Source organism: Phaeobacter italicus, from assembly GCF_019801785.1.
Lineage (GTDB): Bacteria > Pseudomonadota > Alphaproteobacteria > Rhodobacterales > Rhodobacteraceae > Phaeobacter > Phaeobacter italicus.
Map to the genome: position 1 here is coordinate 491,727 of NZ_JAHVIJ010000002.1, position 22,677 is coordinate 514,403.

General features: G+C 59.9%; 23 protein-coding genes. 5 read left to right on the top strand and 18 right to left on the bottom strand.

The window, feature by feature from the left end:
- Positions 1-20 precede the first annotated feature (20 nt).
- The 14 genes from KUV39_RS06695 to KUV39_RS06760 all read right to left on the bottom strand — a co-directional run bounded on the left by KUV39_RS06695 (position 21) and on the right by KUV39_RS06760 (position 14,059).
- A complete protein-coding gene (locus tag KUV39_RS06695; protein ID WP_222459307.1) occupies positions 21-716 on the bottom strand; it encodes an RraA family protein in 696 nt (231 codons plus the stop codon).
- Positions 713-1,408, bottom strand: a complete 696-nt coding sequence (locus KUV39_RS06700) for an alpha/beta fold hydrolase (RefSeq protein ID WP_222459308.1) — start codon at positions 1,406-1,408, stop codon at positions 713-715. Before KUV39_RS06700 ends, KUV39_RS06695 begins: the two co-directional genes overlap by 4 nt.
- Positions 1,405-2,532 carry a cobalamin-independent methionine synthase II family protein gene (locus KUV39_RS06705; RefSeq protein ID WP_222459309.1) on the bottom strand — a complete coding sequence of 376 codons (1,128 nt, stop codon included), beginning with the start codon at positions 2,530-2,532 and terminating at the stop codon, positions 1,405-1,407. The genes KUV39_RS06700 and KUV39_RS06705 overlap by 4 nt, the downstream gene beginning before the upstream one ends.
- A gap of 114 nt (positions 2,533-2,646) precedes the next feature.
- A complete protein-coding gene (locus KUV39_RS06710; RefSeq protein ID WP_222459310.1) occupies positions 2,647-3,609 on the bottom strand; it encodes a cupin domain-containing protein in 963 nt (320 codons plus the stop codon).
- A 160-nt stretch (positions 3,610-3,769) separates the two neighbouring features.
- Positions 3,770-4,759, bottom strand: coding sequence for a nuclear transport factor 2 family protein (locus tag KUV39_RS06715; RefSeq protein ID WP_222459311.1), 990 nt, complete (start codon positions 4,757-4,759; stop codon positions 3,770-3,772).
- Positions 4,746-5,777, bottom strand: coding sequence for a LacI family DNA-binding transcriptional regulator (locus KUV39_RS06720; protein WP_222459312.1), 1,032 nt, complete (start codon positions 5,775-5,777; stop codon positions 4,746-4,748). The genes KUV39_RS06715 and KUV39_RS06720 overlap by 14 nt, the downstream gene beginning before the upstream one ends.
- The gene (locus tag KUV39_RS06725) at positions 5,774-6,550 is read right to left on the bottom strand and encodes an SDR family NAD(P)-dependent oxidoreductase (RefSeq protein WP_222459313.1); all 777 of its coding nucleotides are present in this window, start codon (positions 6,548-6,550) and stop codon (positions 5,774-5,776) included. The genes KUV39_RS06720 and KUV39_RS06725 overlap by 4 nt, the downstream gene beginning before the upstream one ends.
- A complete protein-coding gene (locus KUV39_RS06730) occupies positions 6,547-7,608 on the bottom strand; it encodes an ester cyclase (RefSeq protein WP_222459314.1) in 1,062 nt (353 codons plus the stop codon). Before KUV39_RS06730 ends, KUV39_RS06725 begins: the two co-directional genes overlap by 4 nt.
- 98 nt (positions 7,609-7,706) lie before the next feature.
- Positions 7,707-9,038 carry a histidinol dehydrogenase gene (gene hisD, locus KUV39_RS06735; RefSeq protein WP_050672981.1) on the bottom strand — a complete coding sequence of 444 codons (1,332 nt, stop codon included), beginning with the start codon at positions 9,036-9,038 and terminating at the stop codon, positions 7,707-7,709.
- 5 nt (positions 9,039-9,043) lie between these two features.
- A complete protein-coding gene (locus tag KUV39_RS06740) occupies positions 9,044-9,580 on the bottom strand; it encodes an ester cyclase (protein ID WP_046210777.1) in 537 nt (178 codons plus the stop codon).
- Positions 9,581-9,710: 130 nt separating this feature from the next.
- Positions 9,711-10,592 (bottom strand): carbohydrate ABC transporter permease, encoded by an 882-nt coding sequence (locus tag KUV39_RS06745; protein ID WP_008560481.1) that lies wholly within the window; start codon positions 10,590-10,592, stop codon positions 9,711-9,713.
- Positions 10,592-11,620 (bottom strand): carbohydrate ABC transporter permease, encoded by a 1,029-nt coding sequence (locus KUV39_RS06750; RefSeq protein WP_222459315.1) that lies wholly within the window; start codon positions 11,618-11,620, stop codon positions 10,592-10,594. The genes KUV39_RS06745 and KUV39_RS06750 overlap by 1 nt, the downstream gene beginning before the upstream one ends.
- Before the next feature lie 73 nt (positions 11,621-11,693).
- Positions 11,694-12,929 carry an ABC transporter substrate-binding protein gene (locus KUV39_RS06755; protein WP_008562460.1) on the bottom strand — a complete coding sequence of 412 codons (1,236 nt, stop codon included), beginning with the start codon at positions 12,927-12,929 and terminating at the stop codon, positions 11,694-11,696.
- A 77-nt stretch (positions 12,930-13,006) separates the two neighbouring features.
- Positions 13,007-14,059 (bottom strand): ABC transporter ATP-binding protein, encoded by a 1,053-nt coding sequence (locus KUV39_RS06760; protein WP_008558805.1) that lies wholly within the window; start codon positions 14,057-14,059, stop codon positions 13,007-13,009.
- Between the two features lie 136 nt (positions 14,060-14,195).
- Here KUV39_RS06760 and KUV39_RS06765 point away from each other — a divergent pair, with 136 nt between their 5' ends.
- Together KUV39_RS06765 and KUV39_RS06770 are read left to right on the top strand one after the other, a co-directional pair.
- A complete protein-coding gene (locus KUV39_RS06765; protein WP_222459316.1) occupies positions 14,196-15,197 on the top strand; it encodes a nuclear transport factor 2 family protein in 1,002 nt (333 codons plus the stop codon).
- Positions 15,194-16,060, top strand: a complete 867-nt coding sequence (locus tag KUV39_RS06770; RefSeq protein WP_222459317.1) for an amidohydrolase family protein — start codon at positions 15,194-15,196, stop codon at positions 16,058-16,060. The genes KUV39_RS06765 and KUV39_RS06770 overlap by 4 nt, the downstream gene beginning before the upstream one ends.
- A gap of 30 nt (positions 16,061-16,090) precedes the next feature.
- On the opposite strand, the gene KUV39_RS06775 is transcribed toward KUV39_RS06770, so the two are convergent.
- Both KUV39_RS06775 and KUV39_RS06780 read right to left on the bottom strand, forming a co-directional pair.
- Positions 16,091-16,543, bottom strand: a complete 453-nt coding sequence (locus KUV39_RS06775) for a response regulator (protein ID WP_244998256.1) — start codon at positions 16,541-16,543, stop codon at positions 16,091-16,093.
- On the bottom strand, positions 16,543-17,838 hold the full coding sequence (locus tag KUV39_RS06780; RefSeq protein WP_336512812.1) for a sensor histidine kinase: 1,296 nt from the start codon (positions 17,836-17,838) through the stop codon (positions 16,543-16,545). The genes KUV39_RS06775 and KUV39_RS06780 overlap by 1 nt, the downstream gene beginning before the upstream one ends.
- A 213-nt stretch (positions 17,839-18,051) precedes the next feature.
- Between KUV39_RS06780 and KUV39_RS06785 the strand changes: the two genes are divergently transcribed.
- Positions 18,052-18,792: a sensor histidine kinase gene (locus tag KUV39_RS06785; RefSeq protein ID WP_222459318.1), complete on the top strand. Its 741-nt coding sequence runs from the start codon at positions 18,052-18,054 to the stop codon at positions 18,790-18,792.
- 213 nt (positions 18,793-19,005) lie between these two features.
- On the opposite strand, the gene KUV39_RS06790 is transcribed toward KUV39_RS06785, so the two are convergent.
- Together KUV39_RS06790 and KUV39_RS06795 are read right to left on the bottom strand one after the other, a co-directional pair.
- Positions 19,006-19,698 carry a response regulator gene (locus KUV39_RS06790; protein ID WP_222459319.1) on the bottom strand — a complete coding sequence of 231 codons (693 nt, stop codon included), beginning with the start codon at positions 19,696-19,698 and terminating at the stop codon, positions 19,006-19,008.
- Positions 19,699-19,850: 152 nt separating this feature from the next.
- Positions 19,851-20,753: a LysR family transcriptional regulator gene (locus KUV39_RS06795; protein WP_222459320.1), complete on the bottom strand. Its 903-nt coding sequence runs from the start codon at positions 20,751-20,753 to the stop codon at positions 19,851-19,853.
- 112 nt (positions 20,754-20,865) lie between these two features.
- Here KUV39_RS06795 and tmpA point away from each other — a divergent pair, with 112 nt between their 5' ends.
- Both tmpA and tmpB read left to right on the top strand, forming a co-directional pair.
- Positions 20,866-22,011 (top strand): 2-trimethylaminoethylphosphonate dioxygenase, encoded by a 1,146-nt coding sequence (gene tmpA / locus KUV39_RS06800; RefSeq protein WP_008560182.1) that lies wholly within the window; start codon positions 20,866-20,868, stop codon positions 22,009-22,011.
- The gene (gene tmpB / locus KUV39_RS06805; RefSeq protein WP_050672989.1) at positions 22,008-22,631 is read left to right on the top strand and encodes a (R)-1-hydroxy-2-trimethylaminoethylphosphonate oxygenase; all 624 of its coding nucleotides are present in this window, start codon (positions 22,008-22,010) and stop codon (positions 22,629-22,631) included. The genes tmpA and tmpB overlap by 4 nt, the downstream gene beginning before the upstream one ends.
- The last annotated feature ends 46 nt before the right edge of the window (positions 22,632-22,677 follow it).

Consider the following 22,677-nt stretch of genomic DNA (forward strand, 5'->3'; position numbering starts at 1 on the left):
TCGCAAGGGGGCGGGATGGATCAGGTGCGCGCAGCCTCGAAGGAGGCCCAGGCCGCTTCAAAAGCGTCAAAGTCGAACCCCTCCGCCCGGGCCGGGCCGAGGATCAGTTTCTCGGTATCGAGAAGCTTGTGGATCGCAGCCTCCAGCTGGTCAACGACGTCCTCGGGGATCACCAGCGCCCCGTGACGGTCCGCGTGGACCAGATCACCGTCGCGGACCTGAAGGCCAAAGATGGTGACAGCTGTGCCAATCTCCTTGACGTGCACAAACCCATGCGATGGCCCGACCGAGCCTGCGACAACAGGAAATCCGTCCGGCAGGTCGCCGAGGTCCCGCATCACCCCATTGGAAAGCGCCCCGCTGATGCCAAATCCCTTGTGCACCGTCGTGTTGATCTCGCCCCAATAGGCCCCGATGCAATTTGGGTAATCAACATCTTCAACAACCGTCACGGCGGGCCTGGGGCCTTCTGCCATGTGGCGATAGTAATCCATCCGTCGCGCCTTGATGATATCTGGCGCTTCGGTTGGTGGGGCGAGTGCTGAAATCTTGGCCGTCCGGGCATAGCCGACCATCGCGCCTGCCTCTGGCGCTGAACAGAGCATGGTGCCGCGGGTGAAGGCGTTGAAGCCACGCTTGCCTTGGGCGACTTCGATCGCGTTGCAGACTGTTGGCGTGTCGACCCGGCGCAGCAGATCAAGAAGGGAAGGGGTCATATGGCCTCCAGCCAGCGGGCCAGTGCCGCTGTGGTCTTGGTGGGTTGTTCCAGTGTCGGCAGATGGCCGGCACCATCGATGATCTTCAGTGTGCTGTTGGGCAGCAGATCATGCATCAATTCGTGGCGTGACACGGGGCACAGGGCATCATCACGCCCGCAAAGGACGAGAGCGGGGCCATCGAAGCTGCGCAACGTATCACACTGGTCCGGCCGATCACGCAGGGCGCGAGACTGGTTGACGAACACCTCGGGCCCCAGATCCAGCGCCATCGCCATGCACAGGTCAAGAATGGCAGCCCTGTCTGGCCCTTCGGTGAGATAATTGGGTTTCATCTCATCTCGCATCACTTCTGCCAGGCGGCCGGATTGAACCGCTTCGATCTGAGGCCCCCGTCGCGCCTGTATGTCCGGTTTCTCCGCGAGCGGGTTGGTGTCCATCAAGGCCACAGCCGCCACCCGGTCAGGGGCCTGACGGATGATCTCCATCGCCAGGATCCCGCCCATCGAAAGGCCAGCCACCGCAAAGCGGGGTGGCGCTGCATTCAGCACCGTCCGGGCCAGTGCGGTCATCGTATCGGCGCCGCCAATTGGGGCGGTGATCAATGTGTGGCGACCCGATAGCGCCGCGATCTGAGGTTGGAACAGGCGGGCATCGCACATCATGCCCGGTAGCAGCAGCAGCGGTGTCATGCGCGCCCTTTTGCCAGCGCAGCACCGTCAGCCAGCGATCGCAGCTTGGCGTAGGCGATATCGGGATCAACAGCGCCAAACCCTGCAAAGGTGCCAAAGCCGCAATCAGACCCTGCGATAACGCGGTCAGCCCCCACGATGCCGGTGAAACGCTCGATGCGCTGGGCGACGACTTCGGGGTGCTCGACAAAGTTCGTTGTGCTGTCAATCACGCCCGGCACCAGAACCTTGTCATCGGGGATTTCCGCCTTCCGGTCCCGGAAGACCGTCCATTCATGGGCATGGCGGGGGTTGGACGTTTCAAAAAGCACATAGCGCGCCTTGGCCGCCATCAGCGGCGCAAACACCGTATCCATCGCGATATCGCAGCAATGCGGGCCCTCGTAGTTGCCCCAGCAAATGTGGATCCGAACCTTTTCAGCTGGGACATCCGACAGCGCGTGGTTGAGCGCCTCGACATGCATCTGGGCGATCTTGACGAACTCCGCGTCGCTCAGGTCGTTGAACAGCATGTGGCGGGACAGCGCGAGATCGGGGCAATCCAGCTGCAGGTCGAGCCCGGAGCCCACGATCGTTTCATATTCCTCCTTCATCGCATCAGCGAGTGCTGCGAGATAGCCCTCTCGGGTTGGGTAGAAATCATTTTGCAAAAACAATGAGATCACACCAGGGGAGGCCGCATTCATGAAACCGCGCTCTGCGCCATGCTCTGCCATTGCGGTCTTGAGGTTCGCGATGTCTTTTTGCAGTTCGCCCTGGCCTTTGGAACGCACCTCTCCGGTGCACATGGGACGGGCGTATTGCGGCGTGCCGCCATCATTGGCGAGACGTTCCAGAAACCCCGGAAACATCTTCAGATCAGCAGGCGCGTTGCGGGGGCTGTCGCCGGAAAACCCCGTGTAGCGGTCCTTGACGTAGGTCGCATAGGAGATCTTGGAGGTTTCACCGTCGCTCACGATGTCGATGCCGGCCTCCAGCTGTTTCTTGACGGTCGCGCTGACGGCTTGGGTCATGCAGCTGTCAAAAGCGCCTTGATCAAAGGGCTTTTCCTGTTCGCGGGCAAAGATGAAATCCACCACGTCCTGCGTGCGCGGCAGCGAGCCTACATGGGTTGTCTTGACCATTTGGGGATCTCCTTGCTTGGCATGGCGTCGATGTTGGCGCCCGCTGACGCGCGGGCGCATGGGGCGTTGTGTGATCCCCGCCCCGCATTGGGCGGGGCAGGGACAATGGCGGGTTTATGCGCCGGTCCAGGTGGCGCCGGCGGGATCGTCGGTTGCTGTGATGCGGTAAAGCCCGGCCTGACCCGTCATGGAGGGTTGAACGCTGTAGCTTTCGCCCGGCAGGACAAGGGCGGTGTCCCCAGCAGACAGTGTCACATCGACGTCATTGATCGAGATCGCCCAATGGCCGCTTGCGGGCATGAGGACGACGGGTTTTTCCGCAGTGATCTTGTCCGTGATGGCAGAGCCACGACCAAGGAAGTCGACATCAAAACCGGGCTTGTCCTTGATGATGGCATCTTCGCCGATCACCCTGGCAGGTTTCTTGGCGGACAGGGCCATCAGATCCCAGTAGCGGGCGACGTATTTGCCGACCACTTCCTCGACCGGTACTTCGGGATAGGCCTTCAGCTCGTCCTCGTTCAAAACGGGCATGGGGCGCACGTTATGGGGCAGCTCTTCGCCCTTTTTGCTGTCATACAGAACGCCGTTGTCGCCCAACATCAGCCCATGGGCCTGTGCGTCCTCGATCACCTGCGGGGCCCAGGTGACACCGCCGCCCGCATCGTCACCGCCCAGGATCGACATGATCATCCCGTAATCCTGGCCGACGTTTTCGAACCCACGGAAGATGCCCGTCGGAATGTTGAAGATATCGCCTTCCTCGGCAATGAATTCGCCCGCGGTGCCATAGCGGCCCCAAAAGAACCGCCAGCGTCCCTTGGCAACAAAGAACACTTCGGCCGTGGTGTGCGAATGCAGGCTGTTGCGGCACTTCGGAGGCTGGCCAGCTGCGCCAATGTTAAACCCGATCTTGTCGGTGATATGGACATGCTGGTCCGGGCTTTCGCTGACGCCGCCACCGATGATGGTAAAGTTTTCTTTCTGGTCGGAGCCGGGGGTGTGGGCATCAATAAAGGCGGTCTTGCAGGGGCGCAGCTCACCGTAGCGGACGATGCGGGATTGGATGGTGCTCATGGTTTTTCTTTCAAATCTGAATGCTTTGTGGGTGGAAACGGACTAGTCCATGCCGCCGGGTGGGCGGTTGTTCAGTCGTTTCGCCCGCAACGAGGCGCGGTGGCAGTGAAACCGCCGGGTGCGCTCTGATGCGTCCAGATATGATGCGACCGGCGCCATGTCAGAGATCGCCGGTATGCAGCAGGATCTGCTTCCAGACGGCGGTTTCATCAAACAGCGTCCATTCGCGGCGCAACTTGATGTCGCCGCCGATCAGTTCGCCCCATTCAGCGTGGCTGATCCCCAGCACGTAGAGATCCGCGCCACTTGGCGCACCAAGCGCCCCCCAACCGTCGTGTTTGCCCTGCAGGCTCCAGCGGATGGCAGAGCGCGGTGGCATGTTGGGATCGTCCCGGCCGATCTGGTGATGAATGGTGAATGTGGCAGAGGGCAGGGACGCGCGCAGCGACATCCAGAACCGATCAACCGGATCAAAGCTGTGACCGGTGCGCCCGCCCGGGTATTCCGTCTGAACGGCACGGTCATACTCGGCCTCGATCGCGGCCATATCGGCGCCCATCATTCGGGTCAGAAGGTCTGCGTGGCGTTGCCCCCAGGGATTGTCATTGCCCGATCCCTTGTAGGGTCCAGCCAGATCATTGGCCGGTGTCAGCGGTTTCACGCAAGCATCCGGCCCCCCTTCGCGCGCGATCAGGTCGCGGGCAAAGGCTTCGGGCTCCCAGCCCATCTGGCGCACAACGGCGCCGTTGTCCCGGATCAGCCATTCATCGTCGATGGCATTGTTTCTGGCGTGGCAGTCCGCAAGGATCCTGTAGGTCAACTTTGCCCCGGTCGCCTTGCCGAACAGGCCGTCGCCCAGATGAGTCGCCGTCGACAGGATCCGGTGGCTCGACAGCATGCCGTCCTCGGGTGTTCCTGACCAGATCACATCCTCGCCCAGAAGGGTTCGGTCGGGAAACTCGGCAAGCGTTGCCATGGTTGCGCCGATAACGCCCTGGTTGCCAGTCGACACGGAACCGGGCATCCGAACAACGATGTCGGGCGCATAATAGTCATGCAGCGTCGCGATGCCGCGATCTTCCCAGATCTCCTTGGTAATACCGACGATATAGTCAGGAAAGTCGCGGAATTTTGGGTCAAAGCCCTTCATTTTTGGTCCATCCTTCGGGAATGCGGGCCGAGCCGCGAGTAATGAGAGGTCCGTCAATCTCCACTCTGCGCGCGCCTTGGGGGCCGCCTTCGATTTCTTCGAGCAGAATATCAACGGTCGAGGCCACCATGCGGTTGGCGGGCTGGCGGACGGTGGTGAGGGAATAAGCAGGCCATGCGGCGGTTGGCACGTCGTCATAGCCGACAACCGATACATCACCCGGTACGGACAGCCCCAGTTCCGAGCGCAGAACGTCCATCACGGCAAAGGCCATGTGGTCGTTGGCCACGAACACCGCGTCAGGCGGGTCGTTTGCAAACATGACACGGGCGGCGGCGGCGGCTGTGTCCATCTGAAAATTGCCAACACCGCGGGCATGGAGGCTCAGGCCGTCCTCCGCCAGACGCTCGCAGAACCCCGTTTCGCGGTCGCGCTGGGTCGATGCCCCTTCCCAACCTGCAATATAGCCGATCTTGCGATGCCCTCCTGCCAACAGAAAGTCAGCCACCTTGCGCCCGCCAGAGTGATTGTCAGAGGTCACGGCAGACATGTCCGGGTCATCTTGCGAACGGTTGAACAGGACCATGGGCACACCGGCTGCACGGCAGCGCGCCGACAGTTCCGAAGACATGGCAACCGATGCGGCGATGATGCCATCCACCTGATAATCCAGGATTTCTTCGATGACCTCATCAATGCTGTCGGTGGTGTTGGGCGCCATGAACATCAGGACGTGATAGCCGCGTGCCTGCAACGCATTGGACAGCTTTTCCAGGGCCTCGGGGTAGAAGTGGTTTTCAAGATAGGCAACGACCAGCCCAATGATACGTGAGCGCCCGGACACCATCGCGCGCGCCAGAGAATTCGGCCGGTAGCCCAGCTGGTCGGCCGCTGCGCGCACCTTCTCGACGGTTTTCTTGGACGCGGATGCACCGGGGGTGAACACCCGGCTGACGGCGGATTGCGAAACACCGGCAAGGCGGGCGACGTCGGCAGATGTTACCTTGGCTGCGGTCATTCTGCGGTCCATCCTCCGTCAATCATCAAGGCCGACCCGGTGACGAGCGCGGAGGCATCCGAGGCCAGAAACACCACACCGCCCATCATGTCCTCGACTTCGCCTACACGGCCCAGTTTGATCTTGTCTTCGATCCAGGCGCGGCGGTCGGGGTTGTCGAACGTGGATTGGGTCAGCGGTGTCAGAATGAAGGTCGGACAGATCGTGTTTATGCGGATGCCGGCTTTGCCCCATTCGATGGCCATCGACTTGGTAAAGCCTTCTACCGCGTGTTTGGTTGCGGAGTAGACGGCGCGATCAATGCCACCGACCTTGGCCATCTGGCTGCTGATATTGATCAATGAGCCGGGTTTGCCCGCATCCATAAGCGCCTTGGCAACGGCCTGTGTCAGGAAATAGGCCCCTTTGAGGTTCAGCGATACGACCGCATCGAAATCCGCAGCTGTTGTTTCAACCGCAGCGCTATGACGGGCGAGCCCGGCTGAGTTCACCAGGACATCAAACGGGCCGTCGCTGGCCGTCCTGGCGGCGATGGACGCCTGCATGGCTTCGGTGTCGGCGACATCCAGAACCATCGTATCTGCCGCCAATCCGGCTGCCTGCATTTCGTCCATCAACTGCTGCAGCGGCTCTGGTCGCCGGGCAGCCAAAGTAACTTGCGCTCCGGCTTCGGCCAGAGCGACGGCGCAGGCGCGCCCGATGCCAGAGCTGGCCCCCGTGACCAGCGCGCGTTTGCCATCAAGACGAAAGGAAGGGGTGCGGGGTAATGTCACGAGGGGTCTCCGGTCAGTGAAATGGGGCCAAGGTGTCGGGCTTTGTTGAATTCACGCAGCCGCGCAAACACGTCAACGCCAAGCTGCGTGTAGACATCCAGAAGGTCAACCAGCACCCAGTTCTCGCGGATGAGACCATTTTCCATGCGCCAGAAATCAAGGCTGCGCAGATCGATTTGCGTTCCGCTCGGTGCGATCCCAAGCCAGCCGCCTGCGGTGATGCTCTGGCGCATGTTGGGCCAGCCGGTGACGGCAGCATAGGGGCCATCTCCGAAGAAGTGGAAATCCAGCGCCTCGTCCTTGGCGCCCCGGTCCGGCATGGCGCTGAGGAACGGGATCTGGTGCCAGTTGCGAAAGCCAAAGACGCCGCGGGCGGTGCCGATGCCTGCGGGTCCGTACCAGTTGAACCGGGGATGCCAGAACCGTTCCAGTTCCATCACTTCGGGCCCGCCCTGCGCCGGGTGGAGGGTGAGATGGGCAAGCATATCGACAACATGCGCACAGGAGGCCTGTGCCTGCTCCCGGTCCCATGGCCCCGGCACGAACCCGTCTTGCGTGGCTGGGCCGGGCACGAACATCTCTCGTCCCAGCGACGGGGCGAGCGGCCAGGCACTTGCCTGCATCATCAGCTCGGGAATGTCCCAGATCGCCTGCATCTCGACGATCTGACCGTCTACCAGCCGGTAGAATTCGTGATAGCGCATATGCGCCAGATGGCCCGTTGCAGGAATGTCGAGCCAAGGCGCAGCAAAACTGCCGACATAATGGCCACCAGTTCCCAGCCATTGATGCCCCGCCTCGGTTTCGCCCGCCATCACGATCCAGTCGCGGCGCTCCAGATCGGGAAAGGCTGCAAGCAATGGCGCATAGGCAACTTCAAACAGAGCCTCTGGCCCGGTCAAATCCCCAAAGGGGTGACACAGGTGAATGGTGGCATCCGGCGCGAAACTCTCTGCCAGGGCTGCGCGAACAGGCGCCTCGGCGAAATCGCGCATGGCGCTGAACAGGGGCGCGAGACGGGCCTTGTGGGCCGAGGGCAGATCCGGGTGCTGTGTCATGTCGTCTTATCTTGTTCTGGTGCCCCCGCCAGATAGGCGAGGGCAGGGGCCCTGGCATCAGGGGAGATTTGACGCCTGGGCCGGTCGTTCATTGCGGCTTACTCTGCCGCGTCGCGGTAGGCTGCACCCTCGCCGTAGGGGACATTGATGCCGCCATAGCGACGGACGCGGATGTTGCATTGCTCGGCGTGGCCAACGAACCCTTCGAGCATGCACAGACGCGAACCGTACTCACCGATTAGCGTTGCCGCTTCGTCGGTTGTGACCTTCTGGTAGGAATGGGTCTTGAGGAACTTGCCAACCCAGAGACCACCGGTGTAGCGCCCCGCCTTTTTGGTGGGCAGCGTGTGGTTGGTGCCGATGACCTTGTCGCCATTTGCCACATTGGTACGCGGCCCGAGGAACAGCGCGCCATAGCAGGTCATGTTGTCAAGGAACCAGTCATCGCGATCGGTCATGACCTGCACATGTTCAGAGGCGATATCATCTGCCACCTGCAGCATTTCCTCGTAGGTGTCGCAAACGATGACTTCACCATAGTCCTGCCAGCTGACCCGCGCGGTGTCGGCGGTGGGCAGGATATCGAGAATGCGGTCGATTTCCTTCAGTGTGTCTTCGGCCAGTTTGCGCGAGTTGGTCAGCAGCACGCAGGGGCTGTTGTAGCCATGTTCGGCCTGCCCAAGAAGATCAGTCGCGCAGAGTTCGGCGTCCGCCGCAGTTTCATCTGCGATCACCATGGTTTCGGTTGGGCCTGCAAACAGGTCGATCCCGACCCGGCCAAACAGCTGGCGTTTGGCTTCTGCGACAAAGGCGTTGCCGGGGCCAACCAGCAGATGCACAGGCGCGATGCTCTCGGTGCCGATGGCCATTGCGCCGACTGCCTGAATGCCACCCAGAACGTAGATCTCATCTGCGCCACCCAGATGCATTGCCGCGATCACGGCCGGGTTCGGCTCTCCGTTGAAGGGCGGGGTGCAGGCCACAATACGCGGAACACCTGCAACCTTGGCCGTTGCGACGGACATATGGGCAGAGGCCACCATCGGGAATTTGCCCCCTGGCACATAGCACCCAACCGACTGAACGGGGATGTTCTTGTGCCCCAGGATCACCCCCGGCATGGTTTCGACCTCGATATCCAGCATCGAATCCCGCTGGGCCTGCGCAAATTTGGTGACCTGCTCCTGGGCGAATTTGATATCCGCCATCTCGCGTGGGGAAACCTTGGCAATAATGGCTTCGATCTCCGCATCGCTCAGCCGGTAGCTGTCGCGGTCGTAGTTGTCGAATTTGCACGCCAGTTCCCGCACGGCAGCGTCACCGCGGGACTCGATATCTTTCAGCGTTGCCGCGACGACGGCTGCGGTTTTGGCGTCATCTTCGGCCCGATCTGCTTCGGGCTTGCCGCGTTTGAGATAAGCAATCGCCATAGTCTTTATCCTTTGTTGTCGGGTCGCGGCGGTTCTTTGTCGCCACGATCAAATGCTTCCCAGCCTTCGCCGTTGAACAGGTCCACGCCGAGCTGGGCGGCCACATGGGCGAAATCGACATTCACCCAGTTGTCCACGATTTTGCCATCGACGACCTTCCAGAAGTCCATGTAGCGGATCTCGACCCGCTTGCCGGTGGGCGCGATACCAAGGAACGTGCCGCTATGGGTTGCTTCCTGGCGGCCAAAGGCGGCGGCCCATTCACCCATGTAAAGCCGGGCCTCGTCGATGCAGACCTTGTCGGAAAACGCGGCCTGAAATGGGCGCTGCCAGTTGTCCTGGAACTCCTTCAACCCGGTCTTGGTGCCGCAACCCTGGTTGCCCATCCAACGAAACCCCTCGGCGAAGAACTCGCCGATGTCGTTGATGCGGTGGTCGTTCAGACCGTCCACCATGCCTTCGATGACGGCACGGGTCTCTTCGGTTTTGCTCATGTCCGTGTCTCGGCTGAGAACGGCCTGTTCGGGGCGGGAACCTTTCATGTGTCTGGTCCTTTCAGTTTGCCAAGGGTCTATCTGCGAAGGGGAGAGGACGCCCCGTGCAGCAGATAGTCCCGTGGCATTCTGTTGAGCGCCGGATGTCGGGACATGGCGCCGGATCTGAAATTCGCGCTCATCCCTTTACCGCGCCTGCGGTCAGGCCGCTCACAATCTGACGCTGGAAAAACATCACCAGCACGAACAGTGGCGCAGTCGCAGAGACAACGGCGGCGACAGCAAACATCACATTGCCCTCTTCCAGGGTAGAGCCGAGAAAGCCTGCAATGGCTGGCACCATCGTACGGTTCTCTTCGCTCAGCAGCATCGAGGTCACGGCAAAATCGTTGTAGGCCAGCAGGAAGGAGAACAGCCCAGTGGTGATGACGCCCGGCCACATCACCGGAATGATCACATGTCGAAATGCCTGGAACTGGGTGCAGCCATCCACCTTGGCGCTTTCGTCAAGATCCTTGGGGATGTTCAGGAAGAATGAATGCAGCATCCAAAGCGTGAAGGGCTGGTTGATCGCGACCAATACGATGATCGAGGTCGGAAGATGGCCCCACAGGTTCCATTCAAAGAACGGCAGCAGGTAACCCGACACCAGCGTGATATGCGGCATCGCGCGAAAGATCAGGGCAATCATCAGCAGCCAGAAGGCGTATTTGTGCCCCGAGCGCGCCAGCGCATAGCCACCCAACGTGCCAAGTGTGAGGGAGATCACCACGGTAAAGAAGACCACGATCATCGTGTTGATTGCGGCCCTCCAGAACTCTTCCTGGATCCAGGCGCCTTCGTAACCTGCCCCGGTAAAGGTGCCGCCGGTTTCGATCAGCGTGCGCGTGCCCCACAGGGCATATCGCCAATCTGCTTTGGAAAAGAAATCGGCCTGAACCTTGAACGAGCCCCAAAGCGTCCAGATGAAGGGGAAGGAGGCGATCACAACCCAAACCAGCACAAAGGCGGAGGAGATCAGAACGACCGAGCGGGACGAGCGGTTGGCGGGAGAAGACATCAGGCAGCCTTTCCTTTGAAGTCGCGCCAGGTGCGCAGCAGCACCGGGGCAAGAAGGATTGCAACGCCGATGACCGTCAGTACCGAGGTCGCGGCAGCAGAATTGAAGCGGGTGATATCGCTGCGCATGTCAGCAAAGATGATGTAGGAGAGCGAGGTGGCATTGGCCTGTGCCGAGAAGCCGACGATAGGTTCAAAGACCCGGAAATTGTCCATCAGCTGGATCAGGGAAATGAACACCACCAGCGGCATCAGATGTGGGATCACCACATAGCGGATCTGTTGCCAGCGGGTTGCCCCGTCAATCATCGCCGCCTCAAGAGAGTCGGTGTTCACGGTCTGAAGCCCGGCATAAAACACCACAAAGGCAAAGGGCGCAGAGCTCCAGACGCCATAGATCATCAACGTGATCCAGGTCAGCGTGGGAGAGGCCTTGAGCGACAGTTCTGGGTCGTCAAGCAGCCATTGCAGGGTCTTGCCGATCACACCCTGGGCGTCGATCATCCAGAACAGGATCAAGGAACCGATCAGCGGTGTGATGATCATTGGCAGCAGCGAGACAAAGATTGTCGGCCCCTTCAACACCGGTTTGAGCCGGTTCACGCCGAGTGCGATCAACAGCCCCAGGACAATGACCAGGGGTGTGACGAGGAACGTATAGGTCAGCGTAAAGGCAAGCGCCTTGTAAAATGGCAGGTTGTAAAGTTCGGACAGGAAACCGCCGAAACTGTCCTGGGTCCGCCAGGCTTCGGCGACCTCTGCCGTCGCCAGATGGCCACGATCGAAATAGGTGCTGAGACCTGCAAAACGCCCCAGCGGCTGCTCCGCCCGCAATTGTGCGGTGGCTTCTGTATCGACGGAACTTTCCTCTGTGCAGCCAAACGGACCACAGTTTTCTGTCGTCACGATCACCTGCTCGTGTTCGATATGGAGAGATTGGACAACAACCGACACAAGCGGCAGTGCAATGAAAAGGATCATCGCTGCCAGGCTGGGCAGAATAAACCAAAAGAACGTTTTATGGCGCATCTCGGATCGTCCCGTTCGCTTTCATGAGGGGCAGAGCCAGCCGGGACCGGCCCTGCCCAGACTGGGGCTTCGCTTAGTTCAGGAAGCCTTTTTCCTTGGCTGCTGAGATATAGGCCGCTTCGGTGTCGGCCAGCGCCTGCTCCGCGCTCTCGGAGCCTTGCAGGAACTCGGTCAACTCGGCGCCCAGTGCGGTGTGCATCAGGCCCATGAACGGGATCATCGGATAGGGCTTGGTCTTGCCCGCTGCCGTTGCGAACACGCCAGCAGATGCAGGGGAGGGTTCATAGCCTTCCACCAGCCAGACAGCCGCGTCATTATTGGCCTTCACAACCGCGGGGCTGATGCCGTTCAGCATCGCAAGAAAGCTGGCCTCGGCGTCTTCGTCGCTGATGTTGCTGGCAATGGCAAAGCCGTCCCACCACAGGGTCGATGCCGGGATGTCACCGCCGCCGACAGTGGGCGAGGACACGAGGAGCGTGTTGCTGACGATCTCTTCGGTGGAGCCTTCATTGTCCAAAAGACCGGTCCCGCGAGACCCCCACAGATGCGCCATGGCGATTTCGCCTGCCTCCCAGGAGGCCTGAACCGCATTGGAATCAAAGGTCAGATAGTCGGGATTGGACAGTTCCGTCAGCGATTTCAGCGTGTTGAGCGCTGCAATGCCGGCTTCGTTGTTGATGTTGGGTTCAGCTGTGCCGGGTTTGAAGAACTCCCCGCCAAAGCCCAGATACATGTTCACGAACTCTTCGCCCAGGTTCCAACCGGTCTTGCTGGTGGTGGCAAAGGGGTGCTCCATCAGGCCAGCGTCCTTGATCGCTTTGCCGGCTGCGATCACCTCTTCGTAGGTTGTCGGCACGTCCACGCCTGCGGCTTCCAGAACGTCCTTGCGGACAAACAGGTGCTGGGCATTGGCCATGAAGGCAACCGCCATCACCTTGCCGTCAACGGTGATCATCTGGTTCTTGCTGAGGTTCTGGCCGTGCTTTGCGATCAGATCGTCCAACGGGCGGATCAGGTCATCACCCAGCAGCGGCACGATCGCGGCGTTGGTGGTGGTGACTGCGGTGTATTGGGCGGGGTTCGCCGTCAGGGCGGCAACCTGCAGTTCGCGGTAGTCCTTGTTCAGGTTGCTTTCAACGGTCACACCATCGCCTGCGCATTGCTTGGCGCCCTCGGCAACGGCCTGAATGGCGGCAAACTCGTTGCCCAGAATGCTGACGTTCCCGCTGGAGATGCCGCAACCGGCATAAGCAGTTGTTCCCATGAAGACAGCGGTCGCGCTGATCATGGACAGTTTCGTGATAGACATTTTTGTCTCCCTGTTTTGGGTCGCTGATGCTGCACATGACCCGGTTGGCCCCGCTGCGGGCGGGGCAATTGGCTGGGTTAGTCCCCCAGGCGCGCGCCATCTTTTGCGTTGAAAAGGTGGCAGATTTCATTGGGAATGCTGAAGGACACCATGTCCCCGATTTCCGCGCGGTAGCTCTTGTCGGCTTTTACGGAAACCAGGGCATCGCCAACGCGCACAGAGATCATCGTCGCGTCGCCAAGCAGTTCCAGAGTGTATATCGGAGCGGTGATCTGGCCACTGCCCTGCGGGGCGAGGGCTGCATCCTCTGCCCGAAATCCCAGGGTGAGAGGGCCATCAGGGGCATTCAGTCCGCGGATTTCAACATGTGCCGCGCTGAAGACCCCTCCGCTGACCTGCCCCTCCATCAGGTTCATGGCCGGAGAGCCAATGAAGCTCGCAACAAAGGCATTGGCAGGGCGATCATAGATTTCTGTGGGGCTGCCGACCTGCTGGACAACACCGCCTTTCATCACCACCACGCGATCGGCAAGGGTCATCGCCTCGATCTGGTCATGGGTCACATAAATCGTCGTAACAGCCAGCTCATGACTGAGGTTTTTGATCTGCGCGCGGGTGGAGACCCGCAGCTTGGCGTCAAGGTTCGACAGCGGCTCGTCCATCAGGAACACGTTTGGCTCGCGCACGATGGCGCGGGCCAGGGCCACCCTTTGACGTTGCCCGCCAGAGAGCTCTGCCGGTTTGCGGTGCAGGAAGTCATCCAACTCCACCATGCGACTGGCCCGACGTACCTTTTCGTCATGGGTTTTGGGGTCGATCCCGCGCACCTTCAGCGGGAAGCGGATGTTCTCGTAGACGTTCATATTGGGGTAGAGCGCGTAGCTCTGGAACACCATCGAGACATCGCGATCCTTTGGCTCTAGATCATTGACCCGTTTGCCATCCACCAGGATGTCTCCGTCGGTTACATCCTCTAGGCCCGCGATCATCCGCATCGTCGTTGTCTTGCCACAGCCAGAAGGGCCCAGAAGGACAAGGAACTCCTTGTCGGCAATCGTCAGGTTGAAATCATCAACCCCGACAAAGCTGCCCCAACGCTTGCTGACATTTCGCAGCTCAATCTGTGCCATGCGGGTCCGCCTCCCAGCGAAAAACTATTTTTGCATACGATTGCAAAAAGGTTAGTCATTGCTACCTTTATTTGGCAAGCTATTTTTGCAATCGTATGCAAGCGGGCGGGCGAAGCCGTCCAAATAGGGAAAAACCATGGACAAAATTCAGGCAGCAAAATCCGCCGTGCGTGATTTTTACGCCAAGCTGGACGCCGGTGACGCGAATCTCTCGGCTGTTCTGGAGCAGCACACAGACCCGAATTACCTCTGGCGGGGGTTTCACCCGTTTGGGGAAATCACCTCTGCGTCCGAGGTTGCGGCACGGTTCTGGGTACCGCTGCGCCAGAGCCTCACTTCACTGCAGCGCCGTCAGGACGTGTTCTTTGCCGCTGAAAACTCCCTCGATGCAGAGCGCGCGGTCTGGGTGGTTTCAATGGGTCATCTGATGGGCCTGTTCGATCTGCCGTGGCTGGGAATCCGCCCCACCGGCAAGATGGCTTTTCTACGCTATTGCGAGTTCAACAAGGTGGTGGATGGGCAGATCACTGAAACGGCGATGTATTTCGACATCCCTCATCTGATGGTTCAGGCAGGTCAAAATCCGTTTCCCCCCCAGACCGGTGCCCATCTGGTGCAACCCGGCGGTCAGCCGCACAATGGGCTGCAGTTTGACCCCCAGCCTGGCGAGGAAGGCGACAAGACGCTGGCCACCATCAACGCGATGATCTCTGATCTGGGGCAGTGGGACAGTGGTCTCAGCCTCGAAGATGAGCTGCGCCGCACCTGGCACGAGGACATGATCTGGTGGGGGCCAGAGGGGATCGGCGCGACCTACACCATCCCACGCTATGCGGCGCAACATTCCGGCCCGTTCCGTGCAGGCTTTGCCGATCGCAGCAAGACCGGCCATATCTGTCGCCTGGCCGAAGGGCACTATGGGGGGTTCTTTGGCTGGCCCAATTTCACGGCGCGCCCGGTCGGTGGTTTCATGGGGATGCCCGCGACCGGTCAACCCGGCGAATTCCGTGTCATCGACATCTACCGCCGCGAGGGTGACAAGCTGGCCGAGAACTGGATTTTCATCGACCTTCTGCATTTCTGGAAGCAGCAGGGGGTCGACATTCTGGCTCGCACCACAGGAATAGAAACGCCATGATCGACGCCCATCACCACCTGTGGGATCTGTCCGCGGTGCATTACCCTTGGCTTGCGGCCAAGGGCGCCACCCGGTTCTTTGGCGATCCCACGCCAATCCAGCGCAACTATCTTCTGTCCGAGTTCCGCAAAGATGCGGCGCCCCATGGAATTTCGGGATCGGTTCATATTCAGGTCGGCGCACAGAACGCGCTGGCCGAGGCCACATGGGTTCAGGCTGTATCAGACGCCGCAGCTGACTGGCCGATGGCACAGGTGGTGTTCTGTGACCTCACGGCGCCGGATCTCGCTCGCCAGTTGGATCAGTTCCAAGCGCTGTCTACGGTGCGGGGGGTGCGCCAGATCGTGGGGCGCGCGCCGGGTGAAGATGCCCGGACCGGGACCAATGCCCTCTTGGATGATCCGGCCTTTCTTGCGGGGTTGCGCGAAGTTGGTGCGCGCGGTCTGTCCTTTGATCTGCAGTTGATCCCTGAGCTGATGGAGAAAACAGCGCAGGTCTTGGCCAAAGCTGAGGAGACGCCCGTTGCGCTCTGTCATGCAGGCAGCCCACATGACCGCAGCCCCGATGGGCTGCGCTCTTGGTCGGGGCAACTGCGCGCCTTGGCGGACCTGCCCCAGGTGGTCTGCAAGCTCTCCGGCCTGGGCATGTTTCAGCACAACTGGCGCGAGGCAGATTTTCGTCCCATCATAGAGACCTGTCTTGATCAGTTCGGTGCAAGCCGCTGCATGTTCGGGTCAAATTTCCCGGTCGACAGTCTCTACTCCGATTACTCAACCCTTTTTGCGGCGCACCGCAATCTGGTGCCAGAGCCGGACAGGGGTGACGTGTTTGGCGCCACCGCCCAACGGTTCTATCAGCTGTAGGCGCGTGCCGGGGCGTATCACGGGGCGGCGTTACTGCGCTGCAGCTTGCAGCTGCGGCCGCCCCTCCAATGAGACAATCTCGACAAAAGCGCCCAGCATTTCCATCGCCGCCTTGACCGTGTCATAGGCGTTTTCCTTGATGATATAGCCTGCGATCTTCTGCTCGTAGGCCTTGGCGATATCCGATGGGGCATCTGAGGTCGTCAAGACAAAGATGACGGAATTTGCCAGTTCCTCGTCCTCGCGCACCTCTGCCAAAAACTCCAACCCGCCCATGCGCGGCATGTTGAGATCAAGGAGGATGATGTAAGGTTTGGCCAGCGCCTCGGAGTTGACCCCCCGCAGCAGATCAAGCGCCTCCTGCCCATCGCCAACCACCTCGACCGGGTTCACGAAACGCATCTTGTTGAGCGCGCGACGAATGGCCATGACAGCGACCTCATCGTCGTCCACGATAAGGAAGGTCACGGTTTCTTTGTCCATCAAGCGGCTACTCCTTTCTTCTGGTCTTTGATATTCACCGGGTGGGGGACGGGGGCAGATGCCACCGCCTGATTGGGCAGGCGGACAGTGAAGACCGCACCGCGGGCGATGTCCGGATTGGACCTGAGCGACACACTGCCACCAAGGGAATTGGCAAGCTTCTGCACCAAGGCCAGCCCAAGGCCTGATCCCTCCACCTCGTCGCGGGATTTAAGGGTCTGAAACAGAACAAAGATCTGTTCCTGATATCTGCGCGCAATACCGGGGCCATCATCGGCCACCGTGATTTCGATGAAATTCTGATATCTCTCACAGCTTACGTGGATGGTGCCGCTGTCGCGGTCATGATGTTTGGCCGCATTGCTGAGAAGGTTGATCAGAATGGTCTGCAATGGGGTGAGATAGGCACCAAATGGCCCGCAATCCTGATCAATCTTGATGGTAAAGTTATCGTTCGCGTTGAAGTGATGGCGCACGTCGTCGACAAATTCAGTCAGGCTGAAGCTGCCGAACTCTCCTTCGATCTGCCCGGCGCGGGCGTAATCAAGAAGCGCGCTGAGATGATGGGCAAGGCGATTGGTGCGGCTGCGGATCAGTGTGAGATTGCGACTGGCTTCTTCGGGCAGCTCTTCGGTGAAATCTTCGATTGTCCATTCCACCAGGTTGGAAATCGCTCTTAGTGGGGCGCGCAGGTCATGGGCTGCGACGTAGGAAAAGCGCGCCAATTCCTCGTTCGAGCGCCGCAGATCGGCGTCAATCTGGCGAGATTTTTCAACCGCGTCAAAGATTTCGCCTATTTCGTCTGTTCCGGATTTGGGCAGCGGTTTTGACAGGTCCCCGGATGCCATCTGCTGGATATGTCGGGTCAAGGTTCGCAACCGCGACATGATGCGCAGCTCGATCATGAACCATAGTGGGCCGAGCGCAATGAGAAGGACCAGCCCGTTGACCAGGATTTCCGTCAATCTGATCCGCTCTGCGAGATGGGCCGTTTCTGCGGCATCTGCCCGGATCGTCAGGGTCGCATCGCGGATGCTGCGCAAATCATCCAGCAAGCTGGTCGCACCGGGTATGATACCCTGATCCGAGGATGCGCCGGCCGTGAGACCAGCAACCCGATCCTGTTGAATTTCAGCGACAGAGCGCATGCTCGCCAGAACAGGCACCGTCAGGTCCGACAGCCTTTGGGTCTTTTCCTCTATTCGGTTGAGATAGGTCCATTGCAGCAGCATCGCCGTGCATATGGCGACCAGGCAGAAGATCAGACAGACTCTGAGGCGAAATGTAAGAGACACTGGAATCTCCTTTCGCTAACAACTTTAGGGGGAAACTGTTACTGGGTGTTAACTTCTGAAATTCAAAATCGCCTCGGTGATATTTTTTGCGGCGGCTTCATGGTTGTCGATATTTATCGGTAGTTTAACGTGTCTGTGAAGGTTCAGGTAACATCCGTTTGGGATCATCCATTCACGCGCGACACAGGCGATGAAAGGGAGCGGGAGAGGTCTATGGCTGAGCCTGACACAACCAGAGGTGATGTTCCGTCCGAGCTGGCCGAGGTCATTTACAAGATCGTCCATGATGTGCGCGGCTCTGTTCGTGCCATCGGAGAGCTGCCGACCTGGATTGATGAGGATCTCGCTGATGAAGGGGTTCGGCTGCCCGATGGTCCGCGCCATTCCTTTGAACTCTTGCGCTGGCACGCAGGCAAGCTGAACCTGATGTTGGATCAGCTGATGCAGTTTGTTCGCGCCGGTGACACGGGACCAGATGGGGTGGAGGAAGGCAAGCAAAGCGATCCCAGGAAGTGCCTGCGCCGTGCGGTGCGGATGCTGGCCCTGCCTGATCGGGTCCGTATCCGGGCGCGGTTTGGCAGCAATGGGACCGGTTTGGCCCCCATCGATGAAAACGTTCTGACCTCGATTCTTATGATCGCAGTTGGCAATGCGGCTTCGCATAATTCCGAGGCGATCCGGATTGCGCTTTGCGGGGGAGACAACGGGCAGGAGTGGGTTTTGCGGATTCGTGATAGCGGCGAGGGTTTCCCTCCTGGAAAGCTGTTTCAGATCTTTGATCCCATGCGCAGTTACTCGCGTCATGACAGCGGCGGCTGCGGGATGGGGCTTGCGATCTTGCAACGCCTGATCGAAACCCGTGGAGGCCGGGTAACTGCACACCACCCGGCGCCACCGCGAGTGGGGGCAGAGTTGCGGATTTCTCTACCATGTGAAGCCAAGACCAGCATGTGACGCCAAGACCAGACTGACCTGACGCCAGTGCACGGCTACGCAGTGGGCGCGGTTTGCCGTGATCCCCCGGCGCTGGTTTGCGGTGGTTCCCACCCCGGCGCTAGGGCAAGCCGTCGACAAGGTTTTGAATGGTCAAACCCCGCGCAGGCCTGGCCTGAGCGGGGATGCGACTGCCCCATGAGCGGGTGGGGTGCCTATTTGTGGCTGTCCTGCCTAGTGGCGGGTTTCGCCAAAGCTGGCGCTATAGGCCTCGACCTCGTCAAAGAAGCGCCAGATGTTCAGGCAGTGGTCTTCGATCTCATCCAGGGCCTCTGGCGAGGGCAAGACACCTTGCGCATGGCATCCTCGGATGAACGAGATCTGGCGGTACATACGGCGCAGTCTTGGTTGCAGTTCACTGATGCAGCCCTGTGCCAGACCGGAGATGACATCGCGCGCAGCCTTGTTGACCTGTTCCTCGAGTTCAGGGTCGGAAAATGTCTCAGCGATGGAGGTGAAGATCACATCATGCAGTTTCTGGGCGGTCAGGTTTTCCTTGCCGACATAGTTCACGCAGCCGGCCCGCATGGAGCTGACGATGCTTTCGGTGTCTTCAAAACCGGATACCATGACCACGGGCACATCCGCGCATCCGCTCTGGTCCTTGAGCGCGGCGATGGCGTCCAAACCGCTGGCGTCGCGCAGCTGGTGATCCACCAGGCAAAGATCAACGGGATGCTGTTCCAGAGCGACCTTGAAATCAGCGATGTTTTCGCATGTCACGACTTTCACGCCTGCGCTGGTCTGGGTGATCATGCGGCGCATGCGACTGCGATCAAATTCACTGTCATCAAGGACAACAATGCAAAGCTGGGGCGCGGCAGAAACTGCGCGGTTCGCAGTGGATGTGAGTACAGGTCCAGTCATCGGAAATCACCCTTTACCAGTTGACCCTAGGATGCTCACAGTCTGGGCTTAAGGAAGGGTGAATTGTAACCCTTATAGTTGATTGAAGTTTACTGAAACGCCCCGTGATTGTGTCGTCATTTTACTATGTCTTTGCGATATTGGGCGGTGCGCTAGGGTGTCCCATCCTGATTATGCGAGCTTTGCGCAAGGGGGCGACCGTCGACGATCTGCTGGATCTGATCCCACTGCGTCCGGCTCAGCGCGTCTTGCCCGGCGATCAGCCAGTAGGTCGCGTGATGGGGCAAGCTGGTCTCCTCCAGCCGGATCAGGGCCCCGCTGCGCAGGTCTGCCTCTGCCAGTGGCAGCGATCCCAATACCACCCCCGCTCCGGCGCGCGCAGCGCCGAGCGCGGACAGATGGGTGTCAAATCGCAGCTGCGGTACCGGTGTGCTGCTGCCACCGTGGCGGGCCAGCCAGTCGCTCCATCCGGGGCGCGCGCCGGAACACGCAATGCGGGGCAGATGGGTCCAGTCGCGCCCCCTTGCCTCCAACAGTGACGGCGCCGCAAGCGGGGCGAGGGCCTCTCCATATAGCGGCAGCTTGTAGGGATGCGGCCAGTCGCCGGTGCCATAGCGGATCCGGATGACATCATCCTCTGGCGCGTCATGGGCCCCCGTCACCATTGTCTGCACAGAAATCTCGCCATGGGCGACCTCGGCCAGCTGGCCGAGACGGGGCATCATCCAGAGGTCAATAATCGTTTGACTGGCCGAGATAACCAACCGGCGCCGGCCAGATCCAAAAATTGCTTCGGAACTGTCGCGCATACCTTCAAGAGCAGATTGCACATGGGGCAGCCAGGCCTCTCCTTCGACGCTGAGGGTGATGGCGCGGGGGTGGCGGTGAAACAAAGCGGTGCCAAGGCGCTGCTCCAACTGGGCGATCCGCTGGCTCACGGCTGATTGGGTGATCCCGGTTTCCGCCGCCGCGGCGGTAAAGCTGCCGGTGCGGGCTGCAGCCTCAAACACCCGGATCCATTCCAGCGGGGGCAAAGTGGGACGCGGGTTATGCATTAGCTGACCTTGGCCTAAGAGCGGTAATTCGTAATTTGAGATTATGTATCGCGAATGTCACTTTGGTCCCAAGCGTTTTGACACTCACACCAGACATTTTATGGGAGACACCATGCCGTCTGTTACCGTTTCCGCCGAAGGCGATTTTCTGACTCTCACTTTGGGTACACATTGCCTGCGGTTTCACGCCATCTGGTTGCGTGACAATTCCAGTGATCCAGAGACGCGTGCGCCTTCAAACGGGCAGCGCCTGATTGCGTTGCGCGACATTCCGGCAGACACCAAGATTGCCGAAGCTGGTCTTGAGGGGGGCGCGTTGGAAGTGCGTTTCCTGCCCGAAGATAAAACCATCAGCTACGATCTCGCCTGGCTGGAAGCCCACGCCTATGACCGCGCGCAGGACGCAGCGGCGGGCTGGCTGCCGGCAGGGGTTGAACCCTGGGACGCTGGCCTGATGGCGGCTGTCCCCACCGGTGATTTTGCGGCGTTGGAGGCAGGCGGCCCGGCACTGGATGACTGGCTGGGCGCGGTTGTGCGTTATGGGTTTGCAAAGATCGTGAACGCCCCTGTCGAAGAGGGCGCGTTGTTCCGGGTGGTGGACCTGTTCGGTCATGTGCGTGAAACCAACTATGGCCGCCACTTTGAAGTCCGCACAGAGGTAAACCCGACCAATCTCGCCTTTACGGGGCTGGGCTTGCAGGCCCATACGGACAATCCCTACCGCGATCCGGTTCCGACCATTCAGGTGCTGTACTGCCTCGAAAGCTCTGCTGCGGGTGGTGAGAACATGGTGGTGGATGGCTTTGCGGCGGCGCTGCGTCTGCGAGAGGAAAACGAAGCCTATTTCAATGTACTGGCAGCCCATTGCGCCCGTTTTGAATACGCGGGCGAAGAAGGCGTCTGTCTCACGTCCCGCCGTCCGATGATTGAATTGGCCCCCGATGGAGAGTTGATCGCTGTCCGCTTCAACAATCGCTCCTGCGCGGCGATCACCGATGTGCCCTTTGATCAGATGGCGCTTTATTACGCGGCCTATCGACGCCTGGGCGAGATCATCGACGACACCGCGATGGAGGTGACCTTCCGCCTGAACCCCGGCGAAGCCTTTGTGGTCGACAACACCCGCGTGCTCCATGCCCGCAAGGGATATTCCGGCGAGGGCACACGCTGGCTTCAGGGCTGCTATGCCGACAAGGATGGCCTGCGTTCTGCCTATGATGCGCGCCGTCGTCAAAAGCTGGCGGAGGCTGCAGAATGAGTGGTCCAGATCAAGACAACGCCGCAACACATCTGCCGCCAGAGGATCTGTCGGCAGAGACGATCGTTGCCTTCATCGGTTCGATCTTCGACCGCCGGGGGGGCGAGGAATATCTCGGCGAACCGGTCACCATGGGCGAGCACATGCTGCAGGGTGCCACGATCGCCGAGCAAAACGGCCAGCCAGAAGAGATCATCGTGGGGGCGCTGCTTCATGACATCGGTCATTTTACGTCGGAGTTTGGCACCTACCATCCGGATGATACCGAAGACCGTCATCACGAAGACGCAGGCGCCGCCGTGCTGGAGCGGTTCTTTCCATCCGTCATCACCGATTGCTGTCGCTACCATGTGGCCGCCAAACGCTATCTCTGCGCGACAAAGCCAGAGTATTTCAAACGGTTGTCACCGGCCTCGGTTCACACCCTCGAACTGCAGGGTGGTCCGATGACCGCAGACGAGGTGACCGCGTTCGAGGCCAACCCCAATCTCAAAGAAATCATCGCCGTCCGCTATCTCGATGAGGCAGGCAAACGTGAGGGGATGGAGACGCCTGATTTCTGGCATTTTGCCCCGATGGTCCAGCGGATGGTCGATCGTCACTGCGACAAGGCCAGCTGATCTGACAGGCCGCAGTAAAGCCTAGGCAACGGTACGGCCAAGGGCG

What these genes read in the sequence shown, in the direction of transcription:
- KUV39_RS06750 (WP_222459315.1), bottom strand. Translation starts at nt 11,620, where the DNA reads ATGCGCCATAAAACGTTCTTTTGGTTTATTCTGCCCAGCCTGGCAGCG.
- KUV39_RS06775 (WP_244998256.1), bottom strand. Translation starts at nt 16,543, where the DNA reads ATGGACAAAGAAACCGTGACCTTCCTTATCGTGGACGACGATGAGGTC.
- KUV39_RS06705 (WP_222459309.1), bottom strand. Translation starts at nt 2,532, where the DNA reads ATGGTCAAGACAACCCATGTAGGCTCGCTGCCGCGCACGCAGGACGTG.
- KUV39_RS06730 (WP_222459314.1), bottom strand. Translation starts at nt 7,608, where the DNA reads ATGACACAGCACCCGGATCTGCCCTCGGCCCACAAGGCCCGTCTCGCG.
- KUV39_RS06765 (WP_222459316.1), top strand. Translation starts at nt 14,196, where the DNA reads ATGGACAAAATTCAGGCAGCAAAATCCGCCGTGCGTGATTTTTACGCC.
- KUV39_RS06760 (WP_008558805.1), bottom strand. Translation starts at nt 14,059, where the DNA reads ATGGCACAGATTGAGCTGCGAAATGTCAGCAAGCGTTGGGGCAGCTTT.
- KUV39_RS06710 (WP_222459310.1), bottom strand. Translation starts at nt 3,609, where the DNA reads ATGAGCACCATCCAATCCCGCATCGTCCGCTACGGTGAGCTGCGCCCC.
- KUV39_RS06715 (WP_222459311.1), bottom strand. Translation starts at nt 4,759, where the DNA reads ATGAAGGGCTTTGACCCAAAATTCCGCGACTTTCCTGACTATATCGTC.
- KUV39_RS06770 (WP_222459317.1), top strand. Translation starts at nt 15,194, where the DNA reads ATGATCGACGCCCATCACCACCTGTGGGATCTGTCCGCGGTGCATTAC.
- KUV39_RS06790 (WP_222459319.1), bottom strand. Translation starts at nt 19,698, where the DNA reads ATGACTGGACCTGTACTCACATCCACTGCGAACCGCGCAGTTTCTGCC.
- KUV39_RS06785 (WP_222459318.1), top strand. Translation starts at nt 18,052, where the DNA reads ATGGCTGAGCCTGACACAACCAGAGGTGATGTTCCGTCCGAGCTGGCC.
- tmpB (WP_050672989.1), top strand. Translation starts at nt 22,008, where the DNA reads ATGAGTGGTCCAGATCAAGACAACGCCGCAACACATCTGCCGCCAGAG.
- KUV39_RS06745 (WP_008560481.1), bottom strand. Translation starts at nt 10,592, where the DNA reads ATGTCTTCTCCCGCCAACCGCTCGTCCCGCTCGGTCGTTCTGATCTCC.
- tmpA (WP_008560182.1), top strand. Translation starts at nt 20,866, where the DNA reads ATGCCGTCTGTTACCGTTTCCGCCGAAGGCGATTTTCTGACTCTCACT.
- KUV39_RS06700 (WP_222459308.1), bottom strand. Translation starts at nt 1,408, where the DNA reads ATGACACCGCTGCTGCTGCTACCGGGCATGATGTGCGATGCCCGCCTG.
- KUV39_RS06795 (WP_222459320.1), bottom strand. Translation starts at nt 20,753, where the DNA reads ATGCATAACCCGCGTCCCACTTTGCCCCCGCTGGAATGGATCCGGGTG.
- KUV39_RS06720 (WP_222459312.1), bottom strand. Translation starts at nt 5,777, where the DNA reads ATGACCGCAGCCAAGGTAACATCTGCCGACGTCGCCCGCCTTGCCGGT.
- KUV39_RS06695 (WP_222459307.1), bottom strand. Translation starts at nt 716, where the DNA reads ATGACCCCTTCCCTTCTTGATCTGCTGCGCCGGGTCGACACGCCAACA.
- hisD (WP_050672981.1), bottom strand. Translation starts at nt 9,038, where the DNA reads ATGGCGATTGCTTATCTCAAACGCGGCAAGCCCGAAGCAGATCGGGCC.
- KUV39_RS06755 (WP_008562460.1), bottom strand. Translation starts at nt 12,929, where the DNA reads ATGTCTATCACGAAACTGTCCATGATCAGCGCGACCGCTGTCTTCATG.
- KUV39_RS06740 (WP_046210777.1), bottom strand. Translation starts at nt 9,580, where the DNA reads ATGAAAGGTTCCCGCCCCGAACAGGCCGTTCTCAGCCGAGACACGGAC.